Below are 20,116 nucleotides of genomic sequence, written 5' to 3' on the forward strand. Positions count from 1 at the left end.
TTATTATGAATTTACCATCAGAATTAAAGTACACTAAAGACCACGAATGGGTTAAAATTGAAGGAGATGTTGCAATAATAGGCGTTACAGATTTCGCTCAAAGTGAGCTTGGTGATATCGTTTATGTAGACATCGAAACCGTAGGTGATACTCTGGATAAAGATGAAATCTTTGGATCTGTCGAAGCGGTTAAAACAGTATCAGACTTGTTCTTGCCGCTATCAGGTGAGATTGTAGAATTTAATGAGAACCTTGAAAGCGAGCCAGAGAAGGTAAATACAGATCCTTATGGTGAAGGCTGGATGATTAAAATGAAATTTAGTGACGCTTCAGAAATTGAAAATTTGTTAGATGCTGATGCTTATAAGGAGGTAATTGGAGCGTAAGACTTTATTGTTTGTAGCTGTAGTTTATAGTTGTGCAGTAACAGCACTGTTTTTTCTACCTACTTACTTGCTTGTGCCTAATGAAAAAGTATCAAAAATAAATATTCCACATCTTGATAAATGGATTCACGGAATTATATTCTTTGTCCTAATTTATCTTTGGCAATGGTACTTTTATAAACATAAGAAACATAATCTAAGTGCCGTGACTATCACAGTTTTACTTGTGATTTTAATGTTTTATGGCATAATAATTGAAGTATTTCAAGAACTGTCACCTGTTGCGCGATCTGGCGATGTCTTCGACTTATTAGCAGATTTACTAGGTGCTTTATTAGGAATTTTAGTGTTTAAGATATTTAAAGGAAAGTTTCATTCTTAAAATTTATAATAAGTTTTAAATTGAACGATAATTTATATATTTTAGCACCAAGTTAAACCCACTATAATGGAAACAAAAAAAAACCCAAAAGTTGATGTAGGCCGCAGAAGCACACTTTTTTTCCAAATTGGAATGATAGCGATGTTATTTCTTGCGTGGCAAGCAATAGAATGGAAAACCTATGATAAATCAGATCTAGACTACGGTCAGCTTGATGTAGGTGATGAATTGGAAGAAGAAATTCCAATTACCCAACAATTGACACCACCACCACCACCGCCACCGCCGCCACCTGCTCCAGAAGTTATTGAGGTTATGGAAGACGAAGTGGAAGAAGAAGAAACTGTAATCGAATCGACTGAAGTGAAACAAGATGAAAAAATTGTTGAGGTTAAGGAGATTGTAGAGGAGGTAGTTGAAGAAGAAATCGCTGATGTACCTTTCGCAGTTATTGAAAATGTACCAGTTTATCCTGGGTGCGAAAATGAAAGAGGGAATGCAGCTAAGAAAAAATGTATGTCTTCTAAGATTAGTTCATTTATAAACAAAAAATTTGATACTAATCTAGCTTCTGATTTAGGTTTGGAAGGAAGACAGCGTATCGCAGTTCAGTTTAAAATCGACAAAAGTGGGAAGGTAATTGATGTACGTGCTCGTGCTCCGCATCCAAGATTGGAAAAAGAAGCAGTGAGCGTTGTTAGATCTCTACCAGATATGACTCCGGGTAAACAACGTGGGAAACCAGTTGGGGTATTATACTCACTACCTATTGTTTTCGATATTCAATAATTGAAATTACATAATATTAAAAGCCTCGGTTTGCACTAGCAAATACGAGGCTTTTTCTTTTTGGCATAACAGTTGTATTTCATAATAATGTAACCTTTAAATACCATTATTATGAAAACATCTACAAAAAGTACTCAGAACAAAAGAGATGAAAAGCGCGCAATAGGCATCAAGTGGAATTCAAGTTTGTTTTTCCAAATAGGTGTAATTGTAAGTTTGCTAATTGTATTCATAGTAATGCAAACCAATTTTAAAACTACTGCATCTGTAGTTGAGCCTAATACATTTGATGGCTTAAACGAACCTCCTATTATTGATTATGTAATTGATGTAGATATTCCCAAGCCTGAGGCTCCAGTTGTAAAAGCTAAAGAAAAGCGAGTTCCAATTAAAAAAGTTGTAAAAACCACATCTTTTGAAGTTAAGCCGGATACTTCAACAGAAGTTGAAACTCCAATAGCTCAAACTGATATCCCTATTATAGAAAAGCCGAAAATTTCTGTAAGTACACCATCTGAACCGGATGTTGAGGGTCCCAAGAATATTTTAAATGTTGAGTTTGTACCGGTTTTTCCTGGTTGTGAAGTATTGAGTACAAATGCTGAAAAAGTAGAATGTATGTCTTCTAAAATCAATTCATTCATCAATAAAAATTTTAGAAAAGAGCTTTTAGAAGATTTAAATAAAAATGAAACACATAGAATTTATGTGAACTTCAAAATCGATTCAAAAGGGTACATTACCGATGTTAAAGCCAATTCTCATAACGTAAAATTGAAAAACGAAGCACAACGAGTTATTGCTAAGTTGCCAATAATGAAACCTGGTAAGCAGGGCGATAAATATGTAGATGTTCTGTACACTGTGCCTATAGTGTTTAAAATTAATTAATCAATTATTATTAGATTAATTAGGCTCTCATTTTTAATGGGAGCCTTTTTTTATTCTTCTCATTCTAAAAAAAATGTATCTTTCGGTTTAAAATATATGAACTCCTATGAAGCAGGTTATTTTTCTTATTACATTTTGTTTTTCAATAGTGTCTTTTGCTCAAGTTACCTTAGCAAATTATGAGAAATATCCAGTTTTTGAAGAATGTGTAAAAGAGGATGTTGATGCGTTAGAAAGCTGCTTTAAGACTACCCTACAATCTTTCATTTTTAAGAATTTTAAAGTACCTGAAAAAGTTGTACAGGAAAATTATAAGGGTAATGTAAATGTGCTTTTTGAAGTTGACAAAGAGGGTGGATTTAAAATTTTGTATATAGATGGTATTTATGAAGAGTTAAAGGATGAAGCACGTCGTGTTTTTGAAATGCTTCCTCAAGTAAGTCCAGCAACTTATAATGGGGCGCCAACCTATGTGCAATTTACGCTTCCTATTGCTATTCCGTTAATTGCTCCTGGAGAGAATATAATTACTTCTAAAGCTATTGAGGAAAACGATTCTAGAGTTGCATTAGTAAATGAATACGACGATATAAAAAACCTTCCTTATAATAATGAAGAGTATACAAGTAATATTAATATTCCGCTTTCTCATCATAATTATAGCTTGTTCGATGCTGCTATAAATCGAATTGGATTAAATAGTCATACAGCACAAAAGCCATATATATACAGTGAGGTAAATAAGTATTACGATTTTGAAGCGGCTAACAAATTGTTGTCTAAAAACAAAAAATCATGGTTTGGTCGGAAGTTTTGGGATGAACACTTAGTTACAATTAAAGGTAAAGATTATTGGATTACATTAGATGTTGGTGTTGATTTACAAGCAGGAAAAGATTTTGACGCCGATATCGATACGTATAATAATACTCGTTTGGTTTATACTCAAGGAGCGATTGGTAAAAAGTTAGGTTTTTTCGGAGTGATTTATGAAAGTCAAGGTCGTTTTGCGGACTACTTCAATAGATATGCAGAATCCATTCGACCTGCGGGAGGGAATCCCGCCATCATCCCTGGTAGAGGAATAGCGAAAGGTTTCAAAACAGATTCTTACGATTATCCTATTGCAACTGGGCATATCTCGTATACTCCTTCAAAGTATTTTAACGTTCAATTAGGTCACGGAAAAACCTTTTTAGGAGATGGATATCGTTCATTGCTTACAAGTGATAATTCAAGTCCGTATCCGTTCTTTAAGATAAATACAACCTTTTGGAAATTAAAATACACCAACACTTGGATGTCACTTCGCGATGTACGTCCAGAAGTTACTGAAAGTGGTTCATTTAGAACAAAATATATCGCAAATCACTATTTAAGCTATAATATTACGAAACGTTTAAACATTGGTCTATTCGAATCAGTAGTTTGGCAAAATGATAATGATAGAGGTTTTGATGTAAATTATTTAAACCCAATAATTTTTTATCGAGCAATAGAGTTCTCTACCGGGTCTCGTGGTGGAAACGCACTTATAGGTTTAAGTGCGAAATACAAAGTGAACAATCGTATAAACGCCTATGGACAGCTTATCATAGACGAGTTTTCGAGTAGTGATGTGTTTGGTGGAAATGGAAGTTATAAAAACAAAACTGGCTATCAATTAGGATTGAAGTATTACGATGCTTTTGGGTTAAAAAACCTTTACTTGCAAACTGAATATAACCGAGTTCGTCCTTATACGTATTCACATAATTCAGTTATTCTTAATTACGGACATAATAATCAATCCTTAGCGCATACTTTAGGAGCAAATTTCTCTGAGTTTATTGCAATTGCTCGTTATCAGAAGGGAAGACTATATGGGGATGCTAAAGTTATAATTGCTAAACGAGGATTTGAATTTAATACCGACGAGGATTCAAAGTTCTATGGTAGTGATATCTATGGTACAGAAGATGATCGTGTTTCAGAAAATGGTAATACATTGGCTCAAGGAAATACAACAGATTTCTTTCACGCTGAATTACAAGCAGGATATGTTATAAATCCCGCAACCAACTTAAAAATTTACGGTAGTTTTATTTACAGGGATTTTAATCCGATGGTTAATACTCAAACTGTTTATGAAAATCAAACAAGTTGGATAAACTTCGGAATCCGTACCGATTTATTTAACTGGTACTACGACTTTTAAGGTGGAATGAATTTAGCAGAATTCGAAATTAGTTTTTGCTCTTGGCAGCGTGCTTTTTCTTCATTTCCTCTATTTTTTCACGAGCTTTAGTATTTTTTTCATTGTTGCTTTCAGAACCAGCATTTTCTTTAGCGAATTCCGCATATAGCATTTTCACAAAACGCTCTCTATTGATAAAGCCATCACCATAGCCTTTGTCGTCATAGATCTGAGTTAAACTAGTATCAGCTAATACTTCTGCTTCGGTTTTATTTAGGAGATATTGTTTTGCTACTTTTCTATAGGATATACTTAGCATCTCTTGAAAATCCTTAAAATCGGAATAGCTTGCTATATCGCCATGGCCTGGAATTATTTTGGTGTCTTCGTTAATTACAAAAAATGCTTTGTTTATAGCAGACAAATACCCATTAATACTTCCTCCGTTATTGGTGTCGATAAAAGGATATTTTCCATTAAAAAACACATCGCCTGCATGTAGAATATTGCTTTTGGTAAAATATACCATAGCATCGCCGTCGGTATGGGCATTGTGAACGTGGAAAACATAAATTTTTTCACCGTTAAAATAAAATGTAAGGTCGTCTGAAAACGTTATTACTGGTAGCGACTCTTTTGGAGTTTTCTTTGTTTCTGCTTCCATGATGTCCTGTAGTCGAGAACGAACGTTTTCGTGTGAGAAAATTACTGTTCCAGTTTCTGCCATAGCAACATTTCCACCCGTATGGTCTCCGTGAAAGTGTGTATTGATTAAAAAACGAACAGGTTTGTCGCTTATTTTTTTAATGTCGTTTTGAATCTGGTCAATATCTTCAGCATATTGGTTGTCTATCATAAATATCCCGTCATCACCAAAACTTAAACCAATATTCCCTCCTTTACCTTGAAGCATGTATATATTGTTGCTGACCTTCAGCATTTTAGTATTTATTTCTTGGCCTGTATCGCTTTGAGCGTGAGCTATAAATACCGAAAATAAAAATGTGGCGCTTAGCATTATTTTTGATAACATATTTTTTTAGTTTGAAAATTATTTCAAATTACTAAAAAAGCTGAAATAAAGCATTTCTTATCAAGAATAAATTGTGGAAAAATTACAGGAAGCGTATCTTTGCGCAGCCTTAAAAAAAATGAATTTGTCTGTTACACATTCCCAATCATCTTTTCAGTCCTTAATCAGGAATTTTACTGAGATTACGAAACTGCGACTTTCTGTAAGTGTGGTTTTTTCATCCGTTGCGGGTTATCTTTTAGGTGCAGATTCTATAGACTTCTTTGTGTTATTTCTTTTGTGTTTAGGTGGATATTGTATGGTTGGTGCATCAAATGTTTACAACCAGATTATCGAGCGTGATTTAGACAAGCTAATGGATCGCACTAAAAACAGGCCGCTTCCAGCTGGACAGATGAGTGTTCAGTCTGCATTTATATTGGCTATCGTTCTTACAATTGCCGGTATAGGTTTGCTGTATTCTATAAACCCGATTACAGCCATGTTTGGGGCTGTGTCTATATTTATGTATGTTAGTTTGTACACGCCTTTAAAAACTAAAACACCATTGTCGGTTTTTGTTGGTGCTTTTCCAGGAGCAATACCTTTTATGTTGGGATGGGTTGCAGCAAGTGGTGAATTTGGTATAGAACCAGGGACATTATTTATGATCCAATTCTTTTGGCAGTTTCCACATTTTTGGGCTATAGGATGGTTTTTATTCGACGACTATAAAAAAGGAGGCTTCTTTATGCTTCCAAACGGAAAACGCGATAAAGGAACAGCAACTCAGGTTGTGTTGTATACTTTATGGACGGTTTTTGCATCGTTAATACCTGCATTCGGAATCACCGGGAAACTTTATTTAACTACAGTATCTGGTGTAATTATAGGAATTTTAGGAATTGGTTTATTGTATTATGCAATAAGACTTTATAAAGAAAAAACATCAAAAGCTGCAAAACAACTTATGCTAGCAAGTGTTAGTTATATTACTTTGTTACAGATAATATTTGTTGCAGATAAGTTTTTAAGGTAAGTAGAAATAAATAATTTCATTTTAAAATAAATGAATGCCACATACTGATTTCAGTATTAATAAAAAATATAATGAGTTTAACAGAGGTTAGTGACGAGATTAAGGTGAACAGAGCCAAAAAGAATATGCTTTGGTTTGGTATCATTAGTTTAACAATGAGTTTTGCTGGGCTTACTAGTGCTTATGTAGTTAGTAAAGAAAGACCGGATTGGATTTCCAATTTTGAAATTCCACCAGCATTTTATATAAGTCTTGCTTTGATTCTTGTAAGTAGTTTTACAATTCACTTGGCGCTTAAAGCGATTAAAAAAGAGAAGCACAGTATGGGTATGATCCTTTTAGTGTCAACACTAATTTTAGGGATTTTGTTTATTGTTTTTCAATTTGTAGGCTTTTCTGAGATTATTGAAAGTGGATATAATTTTACAGGACCAACAAGTAATATTACCACCTCTTTTATTTATTTAGTGGTATTGCTTCACGTAGCACACGTTTTTGCAGGCTTAGTAAGTCTTTTAATTGTAATTTATAATCATTATAAACTAAAATATCAAAACGGGAAAACCCTTGGTGTTGAACTAGCTGCAACATTTTGGCACTTTATAGATGTTGTGTGGATTTACCTCTTTTTGTTTTTATATTTCGTTAAATAAAAATTAAACGTATTTTTGAACCCTATTTAAAAACCAAATTCTTTTTATGGAAGCAACTGTTGTAAAAACAGGTACTGAAGGAAAAACCTGGGGAGGCGGAAATAACCCGCTAAAGGCCAGTTATGGCAAAATGATGATGTGGTTTTTTATTCTATCAGATTCATTGACATTTGCAGGTTTCTTGGCCTCTTATGGAATGTCCCGTTTCAAATTTATTGATGCATGGCCAATCGCCGATGAAGTATTTACCCACTTTCCTTTTCTTCACGGGGTAGAAGCGCCAATGTACTATGTGGCGTTTATGACGTTTATTCTGATTTTTTCTTCTGTGACTATGGTGTTAGCTGTAGATGCAGGTCAGAAAATGCAGCAGAAAAAAGTGATTCTGTACATGTTCTTAACCTTACTTGGTGGTTTTGTGTTCTTAGGTTCACAAGCTTGGGAGTGGAAAACATTCATTAAAGGTGATTATGGAGCTGTTGAAACTAATGGACGTCAGATTCTTCAATTCTTGGATACCGATGGAAAACGTGTAGCGCTAGCCGATTTTGCTGCTGCTCAAACAGATCCGAGAGTAGAGCATACCAATGAAAGCGGTATATGGTACAAGAGTGAACCTGAATACAAAACTTCAGTTTCATTTGAACAAGTTAAAGAAGGATTCTTGGCTAATGAAAATCTACTTATAAGACTACCAAATAAAGATGAAAATGGACAGCATATAGTTTTGTCTAGAGAAGAATCTATTACTAAATTGGTTAATGACGGTAATCTAGTTGTTGAAGGAGCGAACCTTCGTCACAACGAATACGGGCACCCACTATTTGCCGATTTCTTCTTCTTCATTACAGGTTTTCACGGATTCCACGTTTCTATTGGAGTACTTTTAAATCTAATTGTTTTCTTCAATGTGGTAATCGGTACTTATGAACGTCGAGGACATTATGAAATGGTTGAAAAAGTAGGTCTATACTGGCACTTTGTGGATTTAGTATGGGTATTTGTATTTACATTCTTTTATCTTGTATAAAATTATTAAAGTTTAACAATGGCACACGAACATAAATTAGAAATATTTAGAGGAGCATTAAAGTTCAAATCTAATGTATCCAAAATATGGGGAGTATTTATCTTACTTTCTATCGTTACAATAATTGAAGTTGTACTTGGTATTTTACGCCCTGAGGCTTTAGTTGGCAATAAGTTTTTAGCAATGAACTTGCTTAACTGGATTTTTATAATTCTTACAATAGTTAAAGCTTATTACATTACCTGGGACTTTATGCATATGCGTGATGAAACTGTAGGCTTACGTAGAGCAGTGGTCTGGACAGGAGTGTTTTTGATTGCTTATATAATTGTCCTAATCTTAATTGAAGGAGATTACATTTACGAAGTATATAAAAACGGTTTTATCAAGTTCAATTTCTAACTGAACTTTTTTAAAATAAATTAGAGCCCTCTTTTCGAGGGCTTTTTTATGCTTAAAAATTAACAGCTAAAACATTGTTTTACCTTCTTTTACCCTGTATTTTTGTAGTCTCATCTACAGCGTTACTTGTAGGCGTGATAAATTCTTCAGAATGAAAAAATATTTGGTCCTCGGCATACTGTTTATATTGCCGATTACGGTTTACATCTTTTTTGCAATGAGTACTAATTACTTTAAGCCATTGCCAATTTTAACCGAATCTGTTCAAGAACTAGATGGATTTAAAACTCTTGAAGGTGAGCCTGTCCAACTAAAAGGAAGGATTACAGTTTTAGGTTTTTTCGGAAGTGATTTAGAGGTTCACAGAGCCTACGCTTATAATCTAGCCCATAAAATATACACCAAAAATCACAGCTTCAACGAATTTCAATTTGTGATTCTTTTGCCAGAAGGAACAGAAGATCAAGCTCGAAACGTTAGTGAAAAATTAGAACAAATTGCCCCGTTGGATTCATGGTTCTTCGCGTTTGGTTCTAAGGAGAACATTCATAATGTATTTAGTTCGCTGCAATCTAATTTATCATTAGATTCAAATTTGTCTACTCCATTCGTATTTATAGTTGATAAAGAAGGTAGTTTGCGTGGTCGTAAAGAAGATGAGGAAGTAGGGGTTATGTATGGTTTCGACTCTAGTATTATTGCAGAAATCAACAATAAAATGAGCGACGACGTTAAAGTTCTTTTAGCAGAATACAGAAGAGCTTTAAAAAAATACGATGTAGATAGAGAGATTTAATTTTATAATAAAGCTGTATTAATAAAACCAGACATTAAATAATTTACAAGTGAAAAAAAATTATTCATACATAGGTATTTCTTTTATTATTTTAATTTTTGGAATTTGGGCCGTACCCAAAATTGTAGAGACCTTATCCAAACCAGAGCTTGCAACCATAGGGCCTGTTCCAGGTTTTGAATTCACAGATCAAAATGGAAAAACTATTACCAACAAAGATTATGAAGGGAAGGTATATGTTGTAGAGTTTTTCTTCACAACTTGTCCAAGTATTTGCCCAATAATGAATGAGAATATGATAAAAATTCAAAATGAATTTTTAGGTAATCCTAAAGTTGGTATCGCCTCGTTTACAATTGACCCTGAACACGACACTCCAGAAGTACTTAAAACATATGCCGAGAATACAGGTATTACAAAGCTTCAATGGCATTTATTAACTGGTGATAAAGACGAGATTTTTAAACTTGCTAACGAAGGCTTTAATCTGTATGTAGGTAAAGGTTCAGAAGCAGAAGGCGGCTTTGAGCACTCGGGATATTTTGCATTAATCGATCAAGATGGTAATATCCGTTCTCGAATAGACGAATTTGACAATCCTATTATTTATTACGATGGATTAGAAGATAAGCAAATACAAATGTTAAAAGAAGATATTAAAGCGCTTTTGTAACTAATGAATAATACAGTGAAGAAAAATAAGTATAACGTTTGGATTTGGATTTTATCTATTGCAATTCCTATAGCAGTTGCTGTTTTGTTTACAGTTAAAATACCGGGTGTAGAAAGATTAGGCTTTTTGCCTCCAATTTATGCGAGTATAAATGCCTTTACAGCAATACTTTTGGTTGCTGCAGTATATCAGGTAAGAAGAGGCAATAGAAAGGCTCACGAACGCTTAATGAAAACTGCAATTGGTTGCTCAGTATTGTTTTTGCTAATGTATGTAGCTTATCACATGACGTCAGACTCTACAGTTTATGGCGGCGAGGGAGTGATTAAGTATGTTTATTATTTTATCCTTATAACGCATATATTGCTCTCAATCATCGTTATACCATTTGTGTTGATTACCTTTGTTCGCGCACTTTCTGGGGAGTTTTATAAACACCGAAAAATTGCGCGTATCACCTATCCATTATGGCTTTATGTAGCTGTTAGTGGGGTTATAGTTTATCTAATGATATCCCCATATTATTAAACACTGTGGATTTAATTGAATAAAAAAATGAAACTAAAGGTTCTATTAATATTAATGCTTGTTTTTATAGTTGTTCTTCCTGCCGAAGCACAATGCTCTATGTGTCGAGCAGTTTTAGAAACAGAAGACGGTGGGGGAGCGGCGAAAGGCATCAACAATGGTATTGTTTACCTAATGATCTTTCCTTACTTATTAGTTGGAGGGGTGGGCTATGTTATCTATAGAAGTCGTAAAAAAGCGCGTACTCAAGATAAAGCTTAGTTTTTTTTAATTTCAATTGTAACAAGAAACGGTTTTTAATGTCTAATTAATGACCGAAAGTCTTAATTGATTTAGGTCTTAACATGATCTTCGTTATTTTAAAAACGATTTTCAAGTTTTGTAATTCAATATATGTTCAAAATGATAGAAATTAAAAACCTTCAAAAATCATATCACATGGGGAAAAATTCACTCCATGTTTTAAAAGGTATCAACTTTACAGTTTCTGAAGGTGAAATGGTTTCTATAATGGGCTCTTCCGGTTCAGGAAAGTCTACATTGCTCAATATTCTGGGTATCTTAGATGAAGCAGATGAAGGCACTTACACACTTGATGGTACTCTTATAAAAAACCTAAACGAAAAGGTAGCTGCTCGTTACCGAAACAAATTTCTTGGTTTTATTTTTCAATCTTTTAATCTTATCAATTACAAATCTGCATTAGACAATGTAGCAATGCCTCTTTACTACCAAGGTGTAAAACGAAATATTCGAGTTGAAAAAGCGATGCATTACCTAGAAAAAGTAGGTTTGGCAGATTGGGCTACACACTTACCAAATGAGCTTTCTGGTGGTCAAAAACAACGTGTGGCGATAGCTAGAGCTTTAGCAAGCGATCCAAAAGTGCTACTGGCAGATGAACCAACAGGTGCTTTAGATACTAAAACTTCTTACGAAGTAATGGAGCTCATTCAAGGTATCAATGATGAAGGTAAAACTATTTTGATAGTCACTCATGAAGATGACATAGCGCATATGACTAAGCGAATTGTAAATCTAAAAGATGGCTTAATTATAGACGACTCCATTGTTACACAAGTACGCGCAAAAGCCAATAGTTATGTTTAATCTGGAACGCTGGCAGGAGATCTTTGAAGCAATTCGCAAAAATAAATTGCGAACCTTTCTTACGGGTTTATCTGTGGCTTCCGGTATTTTTATTCTAGTAATTCTCCTCGGAATTGGTCAAGGAATGCAAAATGGAGTACAGCAGCAATTTGAAAACGATGCTACTAATAGAATCAGTGTATGGACAAATGTAACTTCAGTTGAATACAAAGGTTTAAATCCAGGTCGAAGAATAGAAATGGATAATCGTGATTATAATTTAGCAATCAATAAAAACAAAGATAAACTTGAATATAAATCTGGTGTTTACAGTAGGTGGGGACAATTGACAACCTTTAATAAAGAAAGTGGAAGTTATCGAGTAGAAGGAGTTCACGGGGATTATCAATTTTTAGAAAATGAAACTCTTGTTGTTGGTAGGTATATAAATCAAGGAGATGTAAATAACTACGAAAAACACGCTGTAATAGGTAACCAAGTGTATCTTGATCTTTTTAAAGGAAAAGATGCTTTGGGTGAATATATCGATGTTGCTGGAATAAAATTTAAAGTAGTGGGTGTTTATAGTGACCCAGGAGGGGAACGCGAGGAAACCCGAATATTTATCCCCATTTCAACAGCACAACGTGTATATAACGCTGGAGATAAACTTAGATCCTTAGCTTTTACCTTAGAAAAACACGATAGCTATGAAGATGCTTTAGCGGCTTCGGAAGCTTTTTCTGCGCAATTAGAAGCCGACTTAAAAACGAAGCATACTATTGCTCCAACTGATGACAGAGCGGTAAATGTGAACAATTCCTTAGAAAACGCTAAAAAGTTTTACGACTTGAATAAAATGATACGCTGGTTTTTCTGGGGTGTTGGAATTTGTACCATAATAGCTGGAGTTGTAGGAGTGAGTAACATTATGCTTATTATCGTAAAAGAGCGTACAAAAGAAATAGGCATCCGAAAAGCAATTGGTGCAGAACCTTGGTCGATTATAGGGATGATTCTACATGAGTCCATATTTGTAACAGCAATTGCAGGTTTCATAGGGCTTATATTTAGTTTGTTTCTCCTGCAGATAGCAGGACCCTTTATTGAGATGGACTATATTAAAAACCCTTCAGTAGATTTTTCAGTAGCGATAACAACTGTAGTAATTCTTGTAATCGCGGGAGCAATTGCAGGTTTTTTTCCAGCATACCGAGCAGCAAATATTAAACCCATAGAAGCTTTGCGAGATGAGTAAAATATTAAGCAAAGATAGTTGGGCAGAAATAATCGAGGCTTTAAGTAGCAATTGGTTTAGAACGGTTATGACCGCTTTTGGTGTGCTTTGGGGCATTTTTATCTTAGTAATCCTTCTTGCAGCTGGAAACGGCTTAGAAAATGGAATAAGGCAGGGATTTAATGGGATGGCTACAAACTCAATGTTTATGTGGACCCAAACTGCTTCTCAGCCCTATAAAGGTTTGCCTAAAGGACGACGCTATAATTTTAAAACCGACGATGTTCCAGCGATAAAACAAAGTGTAGAAGGCTTACAATTTGTTTCTCCTCGAAATCAATTAGGTGGCTTTAGAGGAAGTAATAACGTAGTAAGAGGTCTTCAAACAGGAGCATTTAATGTTTATGGAGACTATCCTGAAATTATCCAACAACAGCCTATGGATATTACATCAGGTAGATTTATCAATTATTCAGACATACAGGAAAAACGGAAAATCGCAATAATTGGAAGTGGTGTAAGAAGTGCCTTATATGATTCAGGTGAAGAGGTTATCGGCTCGTACATTAAGATTAACGGCGTAAACTTTATGGTTGTAGGAACCTATAAAAAGAAGGGTAACAATGGCGATCCTGAGGAGATGCAAAAGGAAATTTATGTGCCATTTACAGCGTTTTCGCAAGCGTTTAATATGGGAGATATTGTAGGTTGGATGGCGATAACTGCGAAAGATGGATACTCCATTACAAACTTGAAAGAGCAAATTTTTGATGTTATCAAAACGCGTCACACTATCAACCCCAATGACGATCGCGCAGTAGGAAATTTTGATCTTTTTCAAGAATACACCAAATTAACGGGCTTGTTTTCTGCTCTAAATTTTGTAGCCTTTTTTGTGGGAATATTAGTATTGTTATCTGGTATTATCGGTATTAGTAATATAATGCTAATTGTAGTAAAAGAACGCACAAAAGAAATAGGTATTCGTAGGGCTTTGGGAGCAACTCCTTGGAGTATACGTGCTCAAATTTTATTAGAGTCGATATTTTTAACCATTGTTTCAGGAATGGCAGGCATTGTTTTAGCAAGTGCGGTACTTTGGTTTGTGAATTATCAACTCGATGGTATGGATACCTCTGAAATGATGTTTATAAATCCATCAGTAAATATAGGTGTAGTATTTATTGCTTTAACAATTTTAATCGTATCAGGACTTTTGGCTGGATTAATTCCTGCTCAAAATGCTATAAAAATTAAACCTGTAGAAGCCTTAAGAACGGAATAGAATTTTAAAAATGAAATTAATAACAAATAACGAGGTTGAAGAAGTTTTTCAAAACTACCCTGAAAAGGTTAAACAGCAAATGTATAGTCTTAGAGAATTAGTTATTAATACCGCGTCAAACATTAAAGAAATTGATAAACTTGAAGAAACCTTAAGATGGGGTGAGCCAAGTTATATAACAAAATTTGGAAGTACGCTAAGGATAGATTGGAAACCCAAAACACCTAATCAATATGCCATTTATTTTAAGTGTACATCTAAGTTGGTTCCAACTTTTAAAACATTATATAAAAATGAATTTAATTTTGAAGGTAATAGAGCGATATGCTTCAAATTAGATGAAGAAATTCCTAGAGATGAATTAAAGCAGTGTATTTCAATGGCTATGATGTATCACAAATTAAAACACTTGCCATTACTAGGAGTATAAAATAAAATATGAAATTAAATCAACATCGATACCAATGAAAAAATCAAAAACCATAATCATCCTTGCCACAATAGCGATATTGTTTTTGGCTTCAATGTATTGGCTGTATAGTAAAAACATTGAAGATCCGGTGGTTTACGAAACTGAAAAACCTGCAATAGGCACTATATTAAAAAAGACTGTCGCAACAGGAAGTATAGTTCCAAAAGAGGAAGTTTTAATAAAACCTAACATTTCGGGAATTATAGATCAAATATATGTTGAAGCCGGTGAAGTGGTTAAATCTGGAGATTTAATAGCAAAGGTAAAAGTTGTGCCTAATGTTTCGTCGCTTAACAGTGCCAAAAGCAATATAAACAATGTTCGTACCCAAGTAGAAACGGCTCGCCTTGCTTTTGAAAATCAGAAAAACATCTACAACCGCCAAAAGGAACTGTTTGAAAAAGGAGTTATTTCTGCAAATGAGTTTGATAACGCTCAATTAGCATACAATCAAGCGCAACAAAGATTAAAGCAAGAACAAGTGGGCTTAACGGCTGCAAATCAAAATTACGACATCATCAGAACTGGAACCACTACTGGAATGGGAGCCTTGGCTAACACTGAAATTCGAGCTACGGTATCTGGGATGATCTTAGATGTTCCTGTAAAAACCGGAAATCAGGTAATCGAATCGAATAATTTTAACGATGGGACAACTATTGCAACAATAGCCGATGTTGATAAAATGATTTTTGAAGGAAAAGTAGATGAAAGTGAGGTTGGAAAAATAAAGGAAGGTCTTCCTCTAGAAATTACAGTTGGAGCACTTCCAGATGAACTTTTCAATGCAGAATTAGATTATATCGCTCCGAAAGGTGTAGATGAAAATGGAGCTATTCAGTTTGAGATAAAAGCTACAATGAAAAGCTTAGATACCTCTAAAGTATTTATTCGTGCTGGGTTAAGTGCAAATGCTTCAATAATTTTGGCTAAAGCTGAAAATGTTCTCACTTTAAAAGAAGCTTTGGTTCAATACGATCCAAAAACACAAAAACCATTTGTGGAAATTATGGTTGGAGACCAAAAATTTGAAAGAAAAGATGTTGAGTTAGGTATAAGTGATGGCATCGATGTAGAAGTAAAAAGTGGCGTTTCCGAAGACGATGCCATTAAAGTATGGAATCAATTAAAACCTGCAGATCGATAAAATAGGTAAGGGTAAATGCATTGTATAACTATAAGATACCTTTGCCTCAAATTATGACATACTAAAAACTAAAAACTTATAGAAATTTAAATTTCATAATTTTTGTAACGCAATAGCAATACAAAAGACTTATTCAGTAATAGAAAAATTTATGAAAAAGATAATAATCCCATTTCTTTTATTAATTTGTAGCATTTCCTTAAATGCTCAAACCAAACAATGGACACTTCAGGAATGTGTAAACCACGCTTTAGAAAATAATATTTCAGTAAAACAAAGTCAGTTAGATTTAGAGTTTACCGAAGCTGATAAATTACAAGCTATTGGTAATTTTTTACCTAGTTTAAATGCCAATGCTTCAGCATCAAAAAACACGGGACTTAGTTTAAACCCAACAACCAATCAATTAGAAAATACAACCCTAGGTTCAGCTTCTGGAGCTATTAATGTAGGCTATACTCTTTTTGATGGTTTAAGAAACGTACGTCAATTACAACGAGCGAAACTTTCAGAACTTGCAGCACAGTATCGTTTAGATAAAATGAAAGATGATATTGCTTTGGCTGTAGCAAACTCATATTTGCAGGTTTTATTAAATAAGGCAAACTTAGAAGTCATAAAATCGCAAAATGAGGTTACTCTTCAACAGTTACAAAGAACTAATGACCTTGTAGATGCGGGGGTCCTTCCTCGTGGCGATCTTTTAGAAATAAAGGCTACCGATGCTGGTGAAAAACAAAGAATTGCTATTTCGGAAAATAACGTAAAGATTTCACTTATTAGTCTAGCGCAACTATTACTGATTAAGGATTACTCGAATTTTGATATAGCCGAAGAAGAATACAATATTATCGATGGTGGAATTGCAGACAAAGATGTTTCAGAAATTATTAGAAGTGCGAAAGAAACACGCTCTGAAGTAAAAATTGCTCAAAAAAATGTAGAGCTTGCCGAAAAGGACTTACAGATTTCTAGAGGAAGTTACTACCCTACGCTTTCAGCTTTTTTTGGTTATAATACACGTTATGCAGATAATGACCCACTTGAACGCGATTTCGTGGAGCAGTTGTATTTGAACGATGGAATAGGTTATGGCTTACAGCTAAACATTCCTATATTCAATGGGTTTGCAGCACGTAGTGGTGTAATGAGAAGCAAAGTAAATTTAAAGAATACTAAATATCAATTAGAGCAGGCACAGCTTGATCTTGAATCTAATGTTTACCAAGCCTATGTAGATGCGAATGGTGCATTAAAAGCTTATGAAGCTGCTACAGTTGCAATGGAATCGCAAGAATTAGCATATCAATATGCAAAAGATCGCTATGATGTTGGTTTAACCAACGCTTTCGATTTTAGTCAATCAAAACTGAGATATGACAATGCTAAAATTGAAGAAAACAGAACTAAATTTGAGTATATTTTTAAATTAAAAGTTTTGGAATTGTATTTTGGCGTTCCAGCAAGCGAATTAAAATTTTAAATATGAAGAAAAAAACACTTATTTGGATTGTTGTAGCGGTTGTCCTACTTATAATTATATTGATTTTTGGGAAAAAAGCTGGCTGGTTTGGAAAATCAGGCGATTTCAAAGAGGTTGAAATAACTCAAATAGAATTATTAGACATCACTGAAACTGTTGCTGCAACGGGAAAAATTCAACCTGAAGTGGAAGTGGCCCTTTCTTCAGAGGTTTCTGGTGAAATTATTGAGCTTCCTATTAAAGAAGGTCAGACGGTTGAAAAAGGAGATCTTTTGGTTAAAATTAACCCAGACCTTATTCAAGCTGCCGTAAGCCAATCCCAAGCTGGACTTCAGAATGTAAGAGCGCAATTAGCACAAGCCGAAGCTAGTAAAAAGAATGCTCAATTAACTTATGAAAGAAATAAAACACTTTTTGAAAAAGGCGTGATTTCTAAGTCTGAATGGGATAAATCTGTTACAGATTTCGATATGGCTAAAGCAAATGTGAAAGCTGCTTATTACAGTGTACAAAGTGCTGCTGCCAACGTTAAACAATCGGTAGATAACCTTTCTAGAACCACAATTTATGCTCCAATGAGCGGTACAATTTCAAAGTTGTCTGTAGAACTTGGGGAAAGAGTAGTGGGTACAGCTCAAATGGCAGGTACAGAAATCGTCCGTGTTGCAAACTTGCAGAAAATGGAAGTTGAGGTTGACGTAAACGAAAACGACATTGTAAAAGTATCGGTTGGTGACTCAACTATGGTTGAAGTTGATGCGTATTTAAAAAGAGAGTTTAAAGGTGTGGTGACTGCAATTGCCAATAGCGCTGAAAATACTTTAACAGCCGATCAGGTAACTAATTTTAAAGTTAAAGTTAGTATTCTTCCAGAATCATATAAGGATTTAACCGAAGGAAAGCCAGAAAGCTATTCACCGTTCCGCCCTGGAATGACTGCTACAGTAGATATTATCACAAATAAAAAACGAAAGGTAGTTGGGGTTCCAATTAGTTCAATTGTTGTTAAAACTGATACATCAGATACTAGAAAACCAAAGACTAATGAACAAACATCAAATACCGAAAAGTTCGAAGCGGTTTATGTGAAAGAAGGAGATGAGGCCAAGTTAAGAGTTGTAAAAACAGGTATTCAGGATGAATCAAATATTGAGATTCTTTCTGGTTTAAAAGAAGGAGAAACAGTAATAACTGGACCATATACTACCGTAACTAAATTACTAAAGCAAGGTGATAAAGTTGAGGTTATTTCAAATTCAAAGAATAATTAAAAAATGGCAATAATTCTCTGCATAGAAACGGCTACAACTAATTGTTCTGTTGCCCTTGCAATAGATGGGGAAGTAAAAGCTATTAGGGAAGAAAACAACCAAAAATATTCGCATGCCGAAAAACTTCACATTTTTATTGATGAAGTTATAAATGAGGCGAATATTGACAAAACCAATTTAGAAGCAATTGCCGTTAGTAAAGGTCCAGGGTCCTACACAGGCTTGCGAATTGGTGTTTCTGCAGCTAAAGGCCTGTGCTTCGCGCTAGATATTCCTTTAATATCAACACTCACCTTAGAAGTGTTAGCACAGCAAGTTAAGTGTGAAGACTGCTTTATTATTCCTTTATTAGATGCTAGAAGAATGGAGGTTTACTCTGCTGTTTTTAATGCTGAAAAAAAGCAAATAAAAGAAACTAAAGCAGAAATTATCGATGAAAATTCATTTGTTGAATTTCTAAATGAGAAAAAAACAATTTTCATTGGCGATGGTTCGGCAAAATTTGAAGCAATTTGTAATCATAACGATGCAGAGTTTTATAAAATAACACATCCTTCCTCAGCCGAAATGGCTAGTTTGGCAGAGGCTAAATATAAAATAGGCGACACTGAAAGCGTCGCCTATTTTGAACCTTATTATTTAAAAGAATTTCTTTTAAACTAGTTTCTATTTATAAAAGAGAATCGAAATGCTGAACAGCTTTTATTAAATCTGCCTCTTTGTCAAGGTCTAAGTTGTTTGCCTTGATAAAAGCTTTCATTTCATTCTTTTTCTTATCCATCATTTTAAGAATTCTAGACCTGCTGCTAGGCATTTCTAAGAAAGTTCCATCTTCTACCAAATAATACTTCACATTCTTTGAAAATGAAGGTTTAGTGTCTGTCTGGTAATTATTGCGTGCTTTTTTTGCTTCGTTAAACTTTGATGTCACTTTTTTATAAAGATCATAGTTTTTTCCGTCGCTTAGCACATTAAAATAACCACCTTTTTCATTACTACCCTGGTAAGGCACGAATAAATAAATGTCTTTACCAATTTTTACAAATACTTCTGGGTCTTTAATTAAAGCTCCATAATTTTTGTCGGTAGCGTGTTTTTTAATTTCTATTTCGTCGGCAAAAGCATTATAACGCATAAGTACATTAGATTGCATCAAATCTTCCCCTTGGAAAATGGAGCCATTTAAAAAATTAGAGTTTACATAAGCATCATCTACTATGGACTCAAACTCGGCTTCAGTTAACCCAAAAGCTAATGCTTTTTGATTAATATCTATCGTGGTTGCGTACATATCGAAACTAGTGCTTGCGCGTTGTGCAAATAAAGGGCTTGTAGTAAGGGCAATTAGTCCTATTAACAATATTTTTTTCATGAT

The 20,116-nt window shown here is 34.4% G+C and carries 23 protein-coding genes; 21 read left to right on the forward strand and 2 right to left on the reverse strand.

Annotation, left to right across the window (positions count from 1 at the left end; all coding sequences use genetic code 11):
- Nucleotides 1-5: 5 nt before the first annotated feature.
- From gcvH to K8344_RS06085, 5 genes are all read left to right on the forward strand, one after another.
- A complete protein-coding gene (gene gcvH / locus K8344_RS06065) occupies nucleotides 6-386 on the forward strand; it encodes a glycine cleavage system protein GcvH (protein ID WP_237607854.1) in 381 nt (126 codons plus the stop codon).
- Nucleotides 376-768 (forward strand): VanZ family protein, encoded by a 393-nt coding sequence (locus tag K8344_RS06070; protein WP_237607855.1) that lies wholly within the window; start codon nucleotides 376-378, stop codon nucleotides 766-768. The genes gcvH and K8344_RS06070 overlap by 11 nt, the downstream gene beginning before the upstream one ends.
- Before the next feature lie 66 nt (nucleotides 769-834).
- Nucleotides 835-1,557, forward strand: coding sequence for an energy transducer TonB (locus K8344_RS06075; protein ID WP_237607856.1), 723 nt, complete (start codon nucleotides 835-837; stop codon nucleotides 1,555-1,557).
- A 111-nt stretch (nucleotides 1,558-1,668) separates the two neighbouring features.
- Entirely contained in the window at nucleotides 1,669-2,448 is a 780-nt protein-coding gene (locus tag K8344_RS06080; protein ID WP_237607857.1) for an energy transducer TonB, read from the forward strand.
- A gap of 106 nt (nucleotides 2,449-2,554) precedes the next feature.
- Nucleotides 2,555-4,645 (forward strand): energy transducer TonB, encoded by a 2,091-nt coding sequence (locus tag K8344_RS06085; protein ID WP_237607858.1) that lies wholly within the window; start codon nucleotides 2,555-2,557, stop codon nucleotides 4,643-4,645.
- Between the two features lie 28 nt (nucleotides 4,646-4,673).
- Here K8344_RS06085 and K8344_RS06090 read toward each other — a convergent pair whose 3' ends face one another.
- Nucleotides 4,674-5,657, reverse strand: coding sequence for an MBL fold metallo-hydrolase (locus K8344_RS06090; RefSeq protein WP_237607859.1), 984 nt, complete (start codon nucleotides 5,655-5,657; stop codon nucleotides 4,674-4,676).
- 118 nt (nucleotides 5,658-5,775) lie between these two features.
- Between K8344_RS06090 and cyoE the strand changes: the two genes are divergently transcribed.
- The 16 genes from cyoE to tsaB all read left to right on the forward strand — a co-directional run bounded on the left by cyoE (nucleotide 5,776) and on the right by tsaB (nucleotide 19,404).
- A complete protein-coding gene (gene cyoE / locus K8344_RS06095; protein ID WP_237607939.1) occupies nucleotides 5,776-6,675 on the forward strand; it encodes a heme o synthase in 900 nt (299 codons plus the stop codon).
- A gap of 71 nt (nucleotides 6,676-6,746) precedes the next feature.
- Nucleotides 6,747-7,328: a cytochrome c oxidase subunit 3 gene (locus K8344_RS06100; RefSeq protein WP_237607860.1), complete on the forward strand. Its 582-nt coding sequence runs from the start codon at nucleotides 6,747-6,749 to the stop codon at nucleotides 7,326-7,328.
- Between the two features lie 46 nt (nucleotides 7,329-7,374).
- On the forward strand, nucleotides 7,375-8,358 hold the full coding sequence (locus K8344_RS06105; protein ID WP_237607861.1) for a cytochrome c oxidase subunit 3: 984 nt from the start codon (nucleotides 7,375-7,377) through the stop codon (nucleotides 8,356-8,358).
- 18 nt (nucleotides 8,359-8,376) lie between these two features.
- Nucleotides 8,377-8,760, forward strand: coding sequence for a cytochrome C oxidase subunit IV family protein (locus K8344_RS06110; protein WP_237607862.1), 384 nt, complete (start codon nucleotides 8,377-8,379; stop codon nucleotides 8,758-8,760).
- A 151-nt stretch (nucleotides 8,761-8,911) separates the two neighbouring features.
- Nucleotides 8,912-9,556 (forward strand): hypothetical protein, encoded by a 645-nt coding sequence (locus K8344_RS06115; protein ID WP_237607863.1) that lies wholly within the window; start codon nucleotides 8,912-8,914, stop codon nucleotides 9,554-9,556.
- A gap of 49 nt (nucleotides 9,557-9,605) precedes the next feature.
- Nucleotides 9,606-10,229 carry an SCO family protein gene (locus K8344_RS06120; protein WP_237607864.1) on the forward strand — a complete coding sequence of 208 codons (624 nt, stop codon included), beginning with the start codon at nucleotides 9,606-9,608 and terminating at the stop codon, nucleotides 10,227-10,229.
- A gap of 3 nt (nucleotides 10,230-10,232) precedes the next feature.
- On the forward strand, nucleotides 10,233-10,757 hold the full coding sequence (locus K8344_RS06125) for a DUF420 domain-containing protein (protein WP_237607865.1): 525 nt from the start codon (nucleotides 10,233-10,235) through the stop codon (nucleotides 10,755-10,757).
- A gap of 27 nt (nucleotides 10,758-10,784) precedes the next feature.
- Complete coding sequence (locus tag K8344_RS06130) at nucleotides 10,785-11,018, forward strand: hypothetical protein (protein WP_237607866.1); 234 nt, start codon at nucleotides 10,785-10,787, stop codon at nucleotides 11,016-11,018.
- A 141-nt stretch (nucleotides 11,019-11,159) separates the two neighbouring features.
- A complete protein-coding gene (locus K8344_RS06135; RefSeq protein ID WP_237607867.1) occupies nucleotides 11,160-11,867 on the forward strand; it encodes an ABC transporter ATP-binding protein in 708 nt (235 codons plus the stop codon).
- Nucleotides 11,860-13,104: an ABC transporter permease gene (locus K8344_RS06140; RefSeq protein WP_237607868.1), complete on the forward strand. Its 1,245-nt coding sequence runs from the start codon at nucleotides 11,860-11,862 to the stop codon at nucleotides 13,102-13,104. The genes K8344_RS06135 and K8344_RS06140 overlap by 8 nt, the downstream gene beginning before the upstream one ends.
- A 1-nt stretch (nucleotide 13,105) precedes the next feature.
- Nucleotides 13,106-14,368: an ABC transporter permease gene (locus K8344_RS06145; RefSeq protein WP_237607940.1), complete on the forward strand. Its 1,263-nt coding sequence runs from the start codon at nucleotides 13,106-13,108 to the stop codon at nucleotides 14,366-14,368.
- Nucleotides 14,369-14,378: 10 nt separating this feature from the next.
- Nucleotides 14,379-14,798 carry a DUF1801 domain-containing protein gene (locus tag K8344_RS06150; RefSeq protein WP_237607869.1) on the forward strand — a complete coding sequence of 140 codons (420 nt, stop codon included), beginning with the start codon at nucleotides 14,379-14,381 and terminating at the stop codon, nucleotides 14,796-14,798.
- A gap of 34 nt (nucleotides 14,799-14,832) precedes the next feature.
- Nucleotides 14,833-15,987, forward strand: coding sequence for an efflux RND transporter periplasmic adaptor subunit (locus tag K8344_RS06155; RefSeq protein ID WP_237607870.1), 1,155 nt, complete (start codon nucleotides 14,833-14,835; stop codon nucleotides 15,985-15,987).
- Between the two features lie 151 nt (nucleotides 15,988-16,138).
- Nucleotides 16,139-17,470, forward strand: coding sequence for a TolC family protein (locus K8344_RS06160; RefSeq protein ID WP_237607871.1), 1,332 nt, complete (start codon nucleotides 16,139-16,141; stop codon nucleotides 17,468-17,470).
- Between the two features lie 2 nt (nucleotides 17,471-17,472).
- Nucleotides 17,473-18,741: an efflux RND transporter periplasmic adaptor subunit gene (locus K8344_RS06165; protein ID WP_237607872.1), complete on the forward strand. Its 1,269-nt coding sequence runs from the start codon at nucleotides 17,473-17,475 to the stop codon at nucleotides 18,739-18,741.
- A 3-nt stretch (nucleotides 18,742-18,744) separates the two neighbouring features.
- A complete protein-coding gene (gene tsaB, locus K8344_RS06170; RefSeq protein ID WP_237607873.1) occupies nucleotides 18,745-19,404 on the forward strand; it encodes a tRNA (adenosine(37)-N6)-threonylcarbamoyltransferase complex dimerization subunit type 1 TsaB in 660 nt (219 codons plus the stop codon).
- A 7-nt stretch (nucleotides 19,405-19,411) separates the two neighbouring features.
- On the opposite strand, the gene K8344_RS06175 is transcribed toward tsaB, so the two are convergent.
- Nucleotides 19,412-20,113: a hypothetical protein gene (locus K8344_RS06175; RefSeq protein WP_237607874.1), complete on the reverse strand. Its 702-nt coding sequence runs from the start codon at nucleotides 20,111-20,113 to the stop codon at nucleotides 19,412-19,414.
- Between the last annotated feature and the right edge of the window lie 3 nt (nucleotides 20,114-20,116).

Origin of the sequence: Aequorivita xiaoshiensis (assembly GCF_022008395.1) — a bacterium.
Lineage (GTDB): Bacteria > Bacteroidota > Bacteroidia > Flavobacteriales > Flavobacteriaceae > Aequorivita > Aequorivita xiaoshiensis.

What these genes read in the sequence shown, in the direction of transcription:
- gcvH (WP_237607854.1), top strand. Translation starts at nt 6, where the DNA reads ATGAATTTACCATCAGAATTAAAGTACACTAAAGACCACGAATGGGTT.
- K8344_RS06075 (WP_237607856.1), top strand. Translation starts at nt 835, where the DNA reads ATGGAAACAAAAAAAAACCCAAAAGTTGATGTAGGCCGCAGAAGCACA.
- K8344_RS06080 (WP_237607857.1), top strand. Translation starts at nt 1,669, where the DNA reads ATGAAAACATCTACAAAAAGTACTCAGAACAAAAGAGATGAAAAGCGC.
- K8344_RS06085 (WP_237607858.1), top strand. Translation starts at nt 2,555, where the DNA reads ATGAAGCAGGTTATTTTTCTTATTACATTTTGTTTTTCAATAGTGTCT.
- K8344_RS06090 (WP_237607859.1), bottom strand. Translation starts at nt 5,657, where the DNA reads ATGTTATCAAAAATAATGCTAAGCGCCACATTTTTATTTTCGGTATTT.
- cyoE (WP_237607939.1), top strand. Translation starts at nt 5,776, where the DNA reads ATGAATTTGTCTGTTACACATTCCCAATCATCTTTTCAGTCCTTAATC.
- K8344_RS06100 (WP_237607860.1), top strand. Translation starts at nt 6,747, where the DNA reads ATGAGTTTAACAGAGGTTAGTGACGAGATTAAGGTGAACAGAGCCAAA.
- K8344_RS06105 (WP_237607861.1), top strand. Translation starts at nt 7,375, where the DNA reads ATGGAAGCAACTGTTGTAAAAACAGGTACTGAAGGAAAAACCTGGGGA.
- K8344_RS06110 (WP_237607862.1), top strand. Translation starts at nt 8,377, where the DNA reads ATGGCACACGAACATAAATTAGAAATATTTAGAGGAGCATTAAAGTTC.
- K8344_RS06115 (WP_237607863.1), top strand. Translation starts at nt 8,912, where the DNA reads ATGAAAAAATATTTGGTCCTCGGCATACTGTTTATATTGCCGATTACG.
- K8344_RS06125 (WP_237607865.1), top strand. Translation starts at nt 10,233, where the DNA reads ATGAATAATACAGTGAAGAAAAATAAGTATAACGTTTGGATTTGGATT.
- K8344_RS06130 (WP_237607866.1), top strand. Translation starts at nt 10,785, where the DNA reads ATGAAACTAAAGGTTCTATTAATATTAATGCTTGTTTTTATAGTTGTT.
- K8344_RS06135 (WP_237607867.1), top strand. Translation starts at nt 11,160, where the DNA reads ATGATAGAAATTAAAAACCTTCAAAAATCATATCACATGGGGAAAAAT.
- K8344_RS06140 (WP_237607868.1), top strand. Translation starts at nt 11,860, where the DNA reads ATGTTTAATCTGGAACGCTGGCAGGAGATCTTTGAAGCAATTCGCAAA.
- K8344_RS06150 (WP_237607869.1), top strand. Translation starts at nt 14,379, where the DNA reads ATGAAATTAATAACAAATAACGAGGTTGAAGAAGTTTTTCAAAACTAC.
- K8344_RS06155 (WP_237607870.1), top strand. Translation starts at nt 14,833, where the DNA reads ATGAAAAAATCAAAAACCATAATCATCCTTGCCACAATAGCGATATTG.
- K8344_RS06160 (WP_237607871.1), top strand. Translation starts at nt 16,139, where the DNA reads ATGAAAAAGATAATAATCCCATTTCTTTTATTAATTTGTAGCATTTCC.
- K8344_RS06165 (WP_237607872.1), top strand. Translation starts at nt 17,473, where the DNA reads ATGAAGAAAAAAACACTTATTTGGATTGTTGTAGCGGTTGTCCTACTT.
- tsaB (WP_237607873.1), top strand. Translation starts at nt 18,745, where the DNA reads ATGGCAATAATTCTCTGCATAGAAACGGCTACAACTAATTGTTCTGTT.
- K8344_RS06175 (WP_237607874.1), bottom strand. Translation starts at nt 20,113, where the DNA reads ATGAAAAAAATATTGTTAATAGGACTAATTGCCCTTACTACAAGCCCT.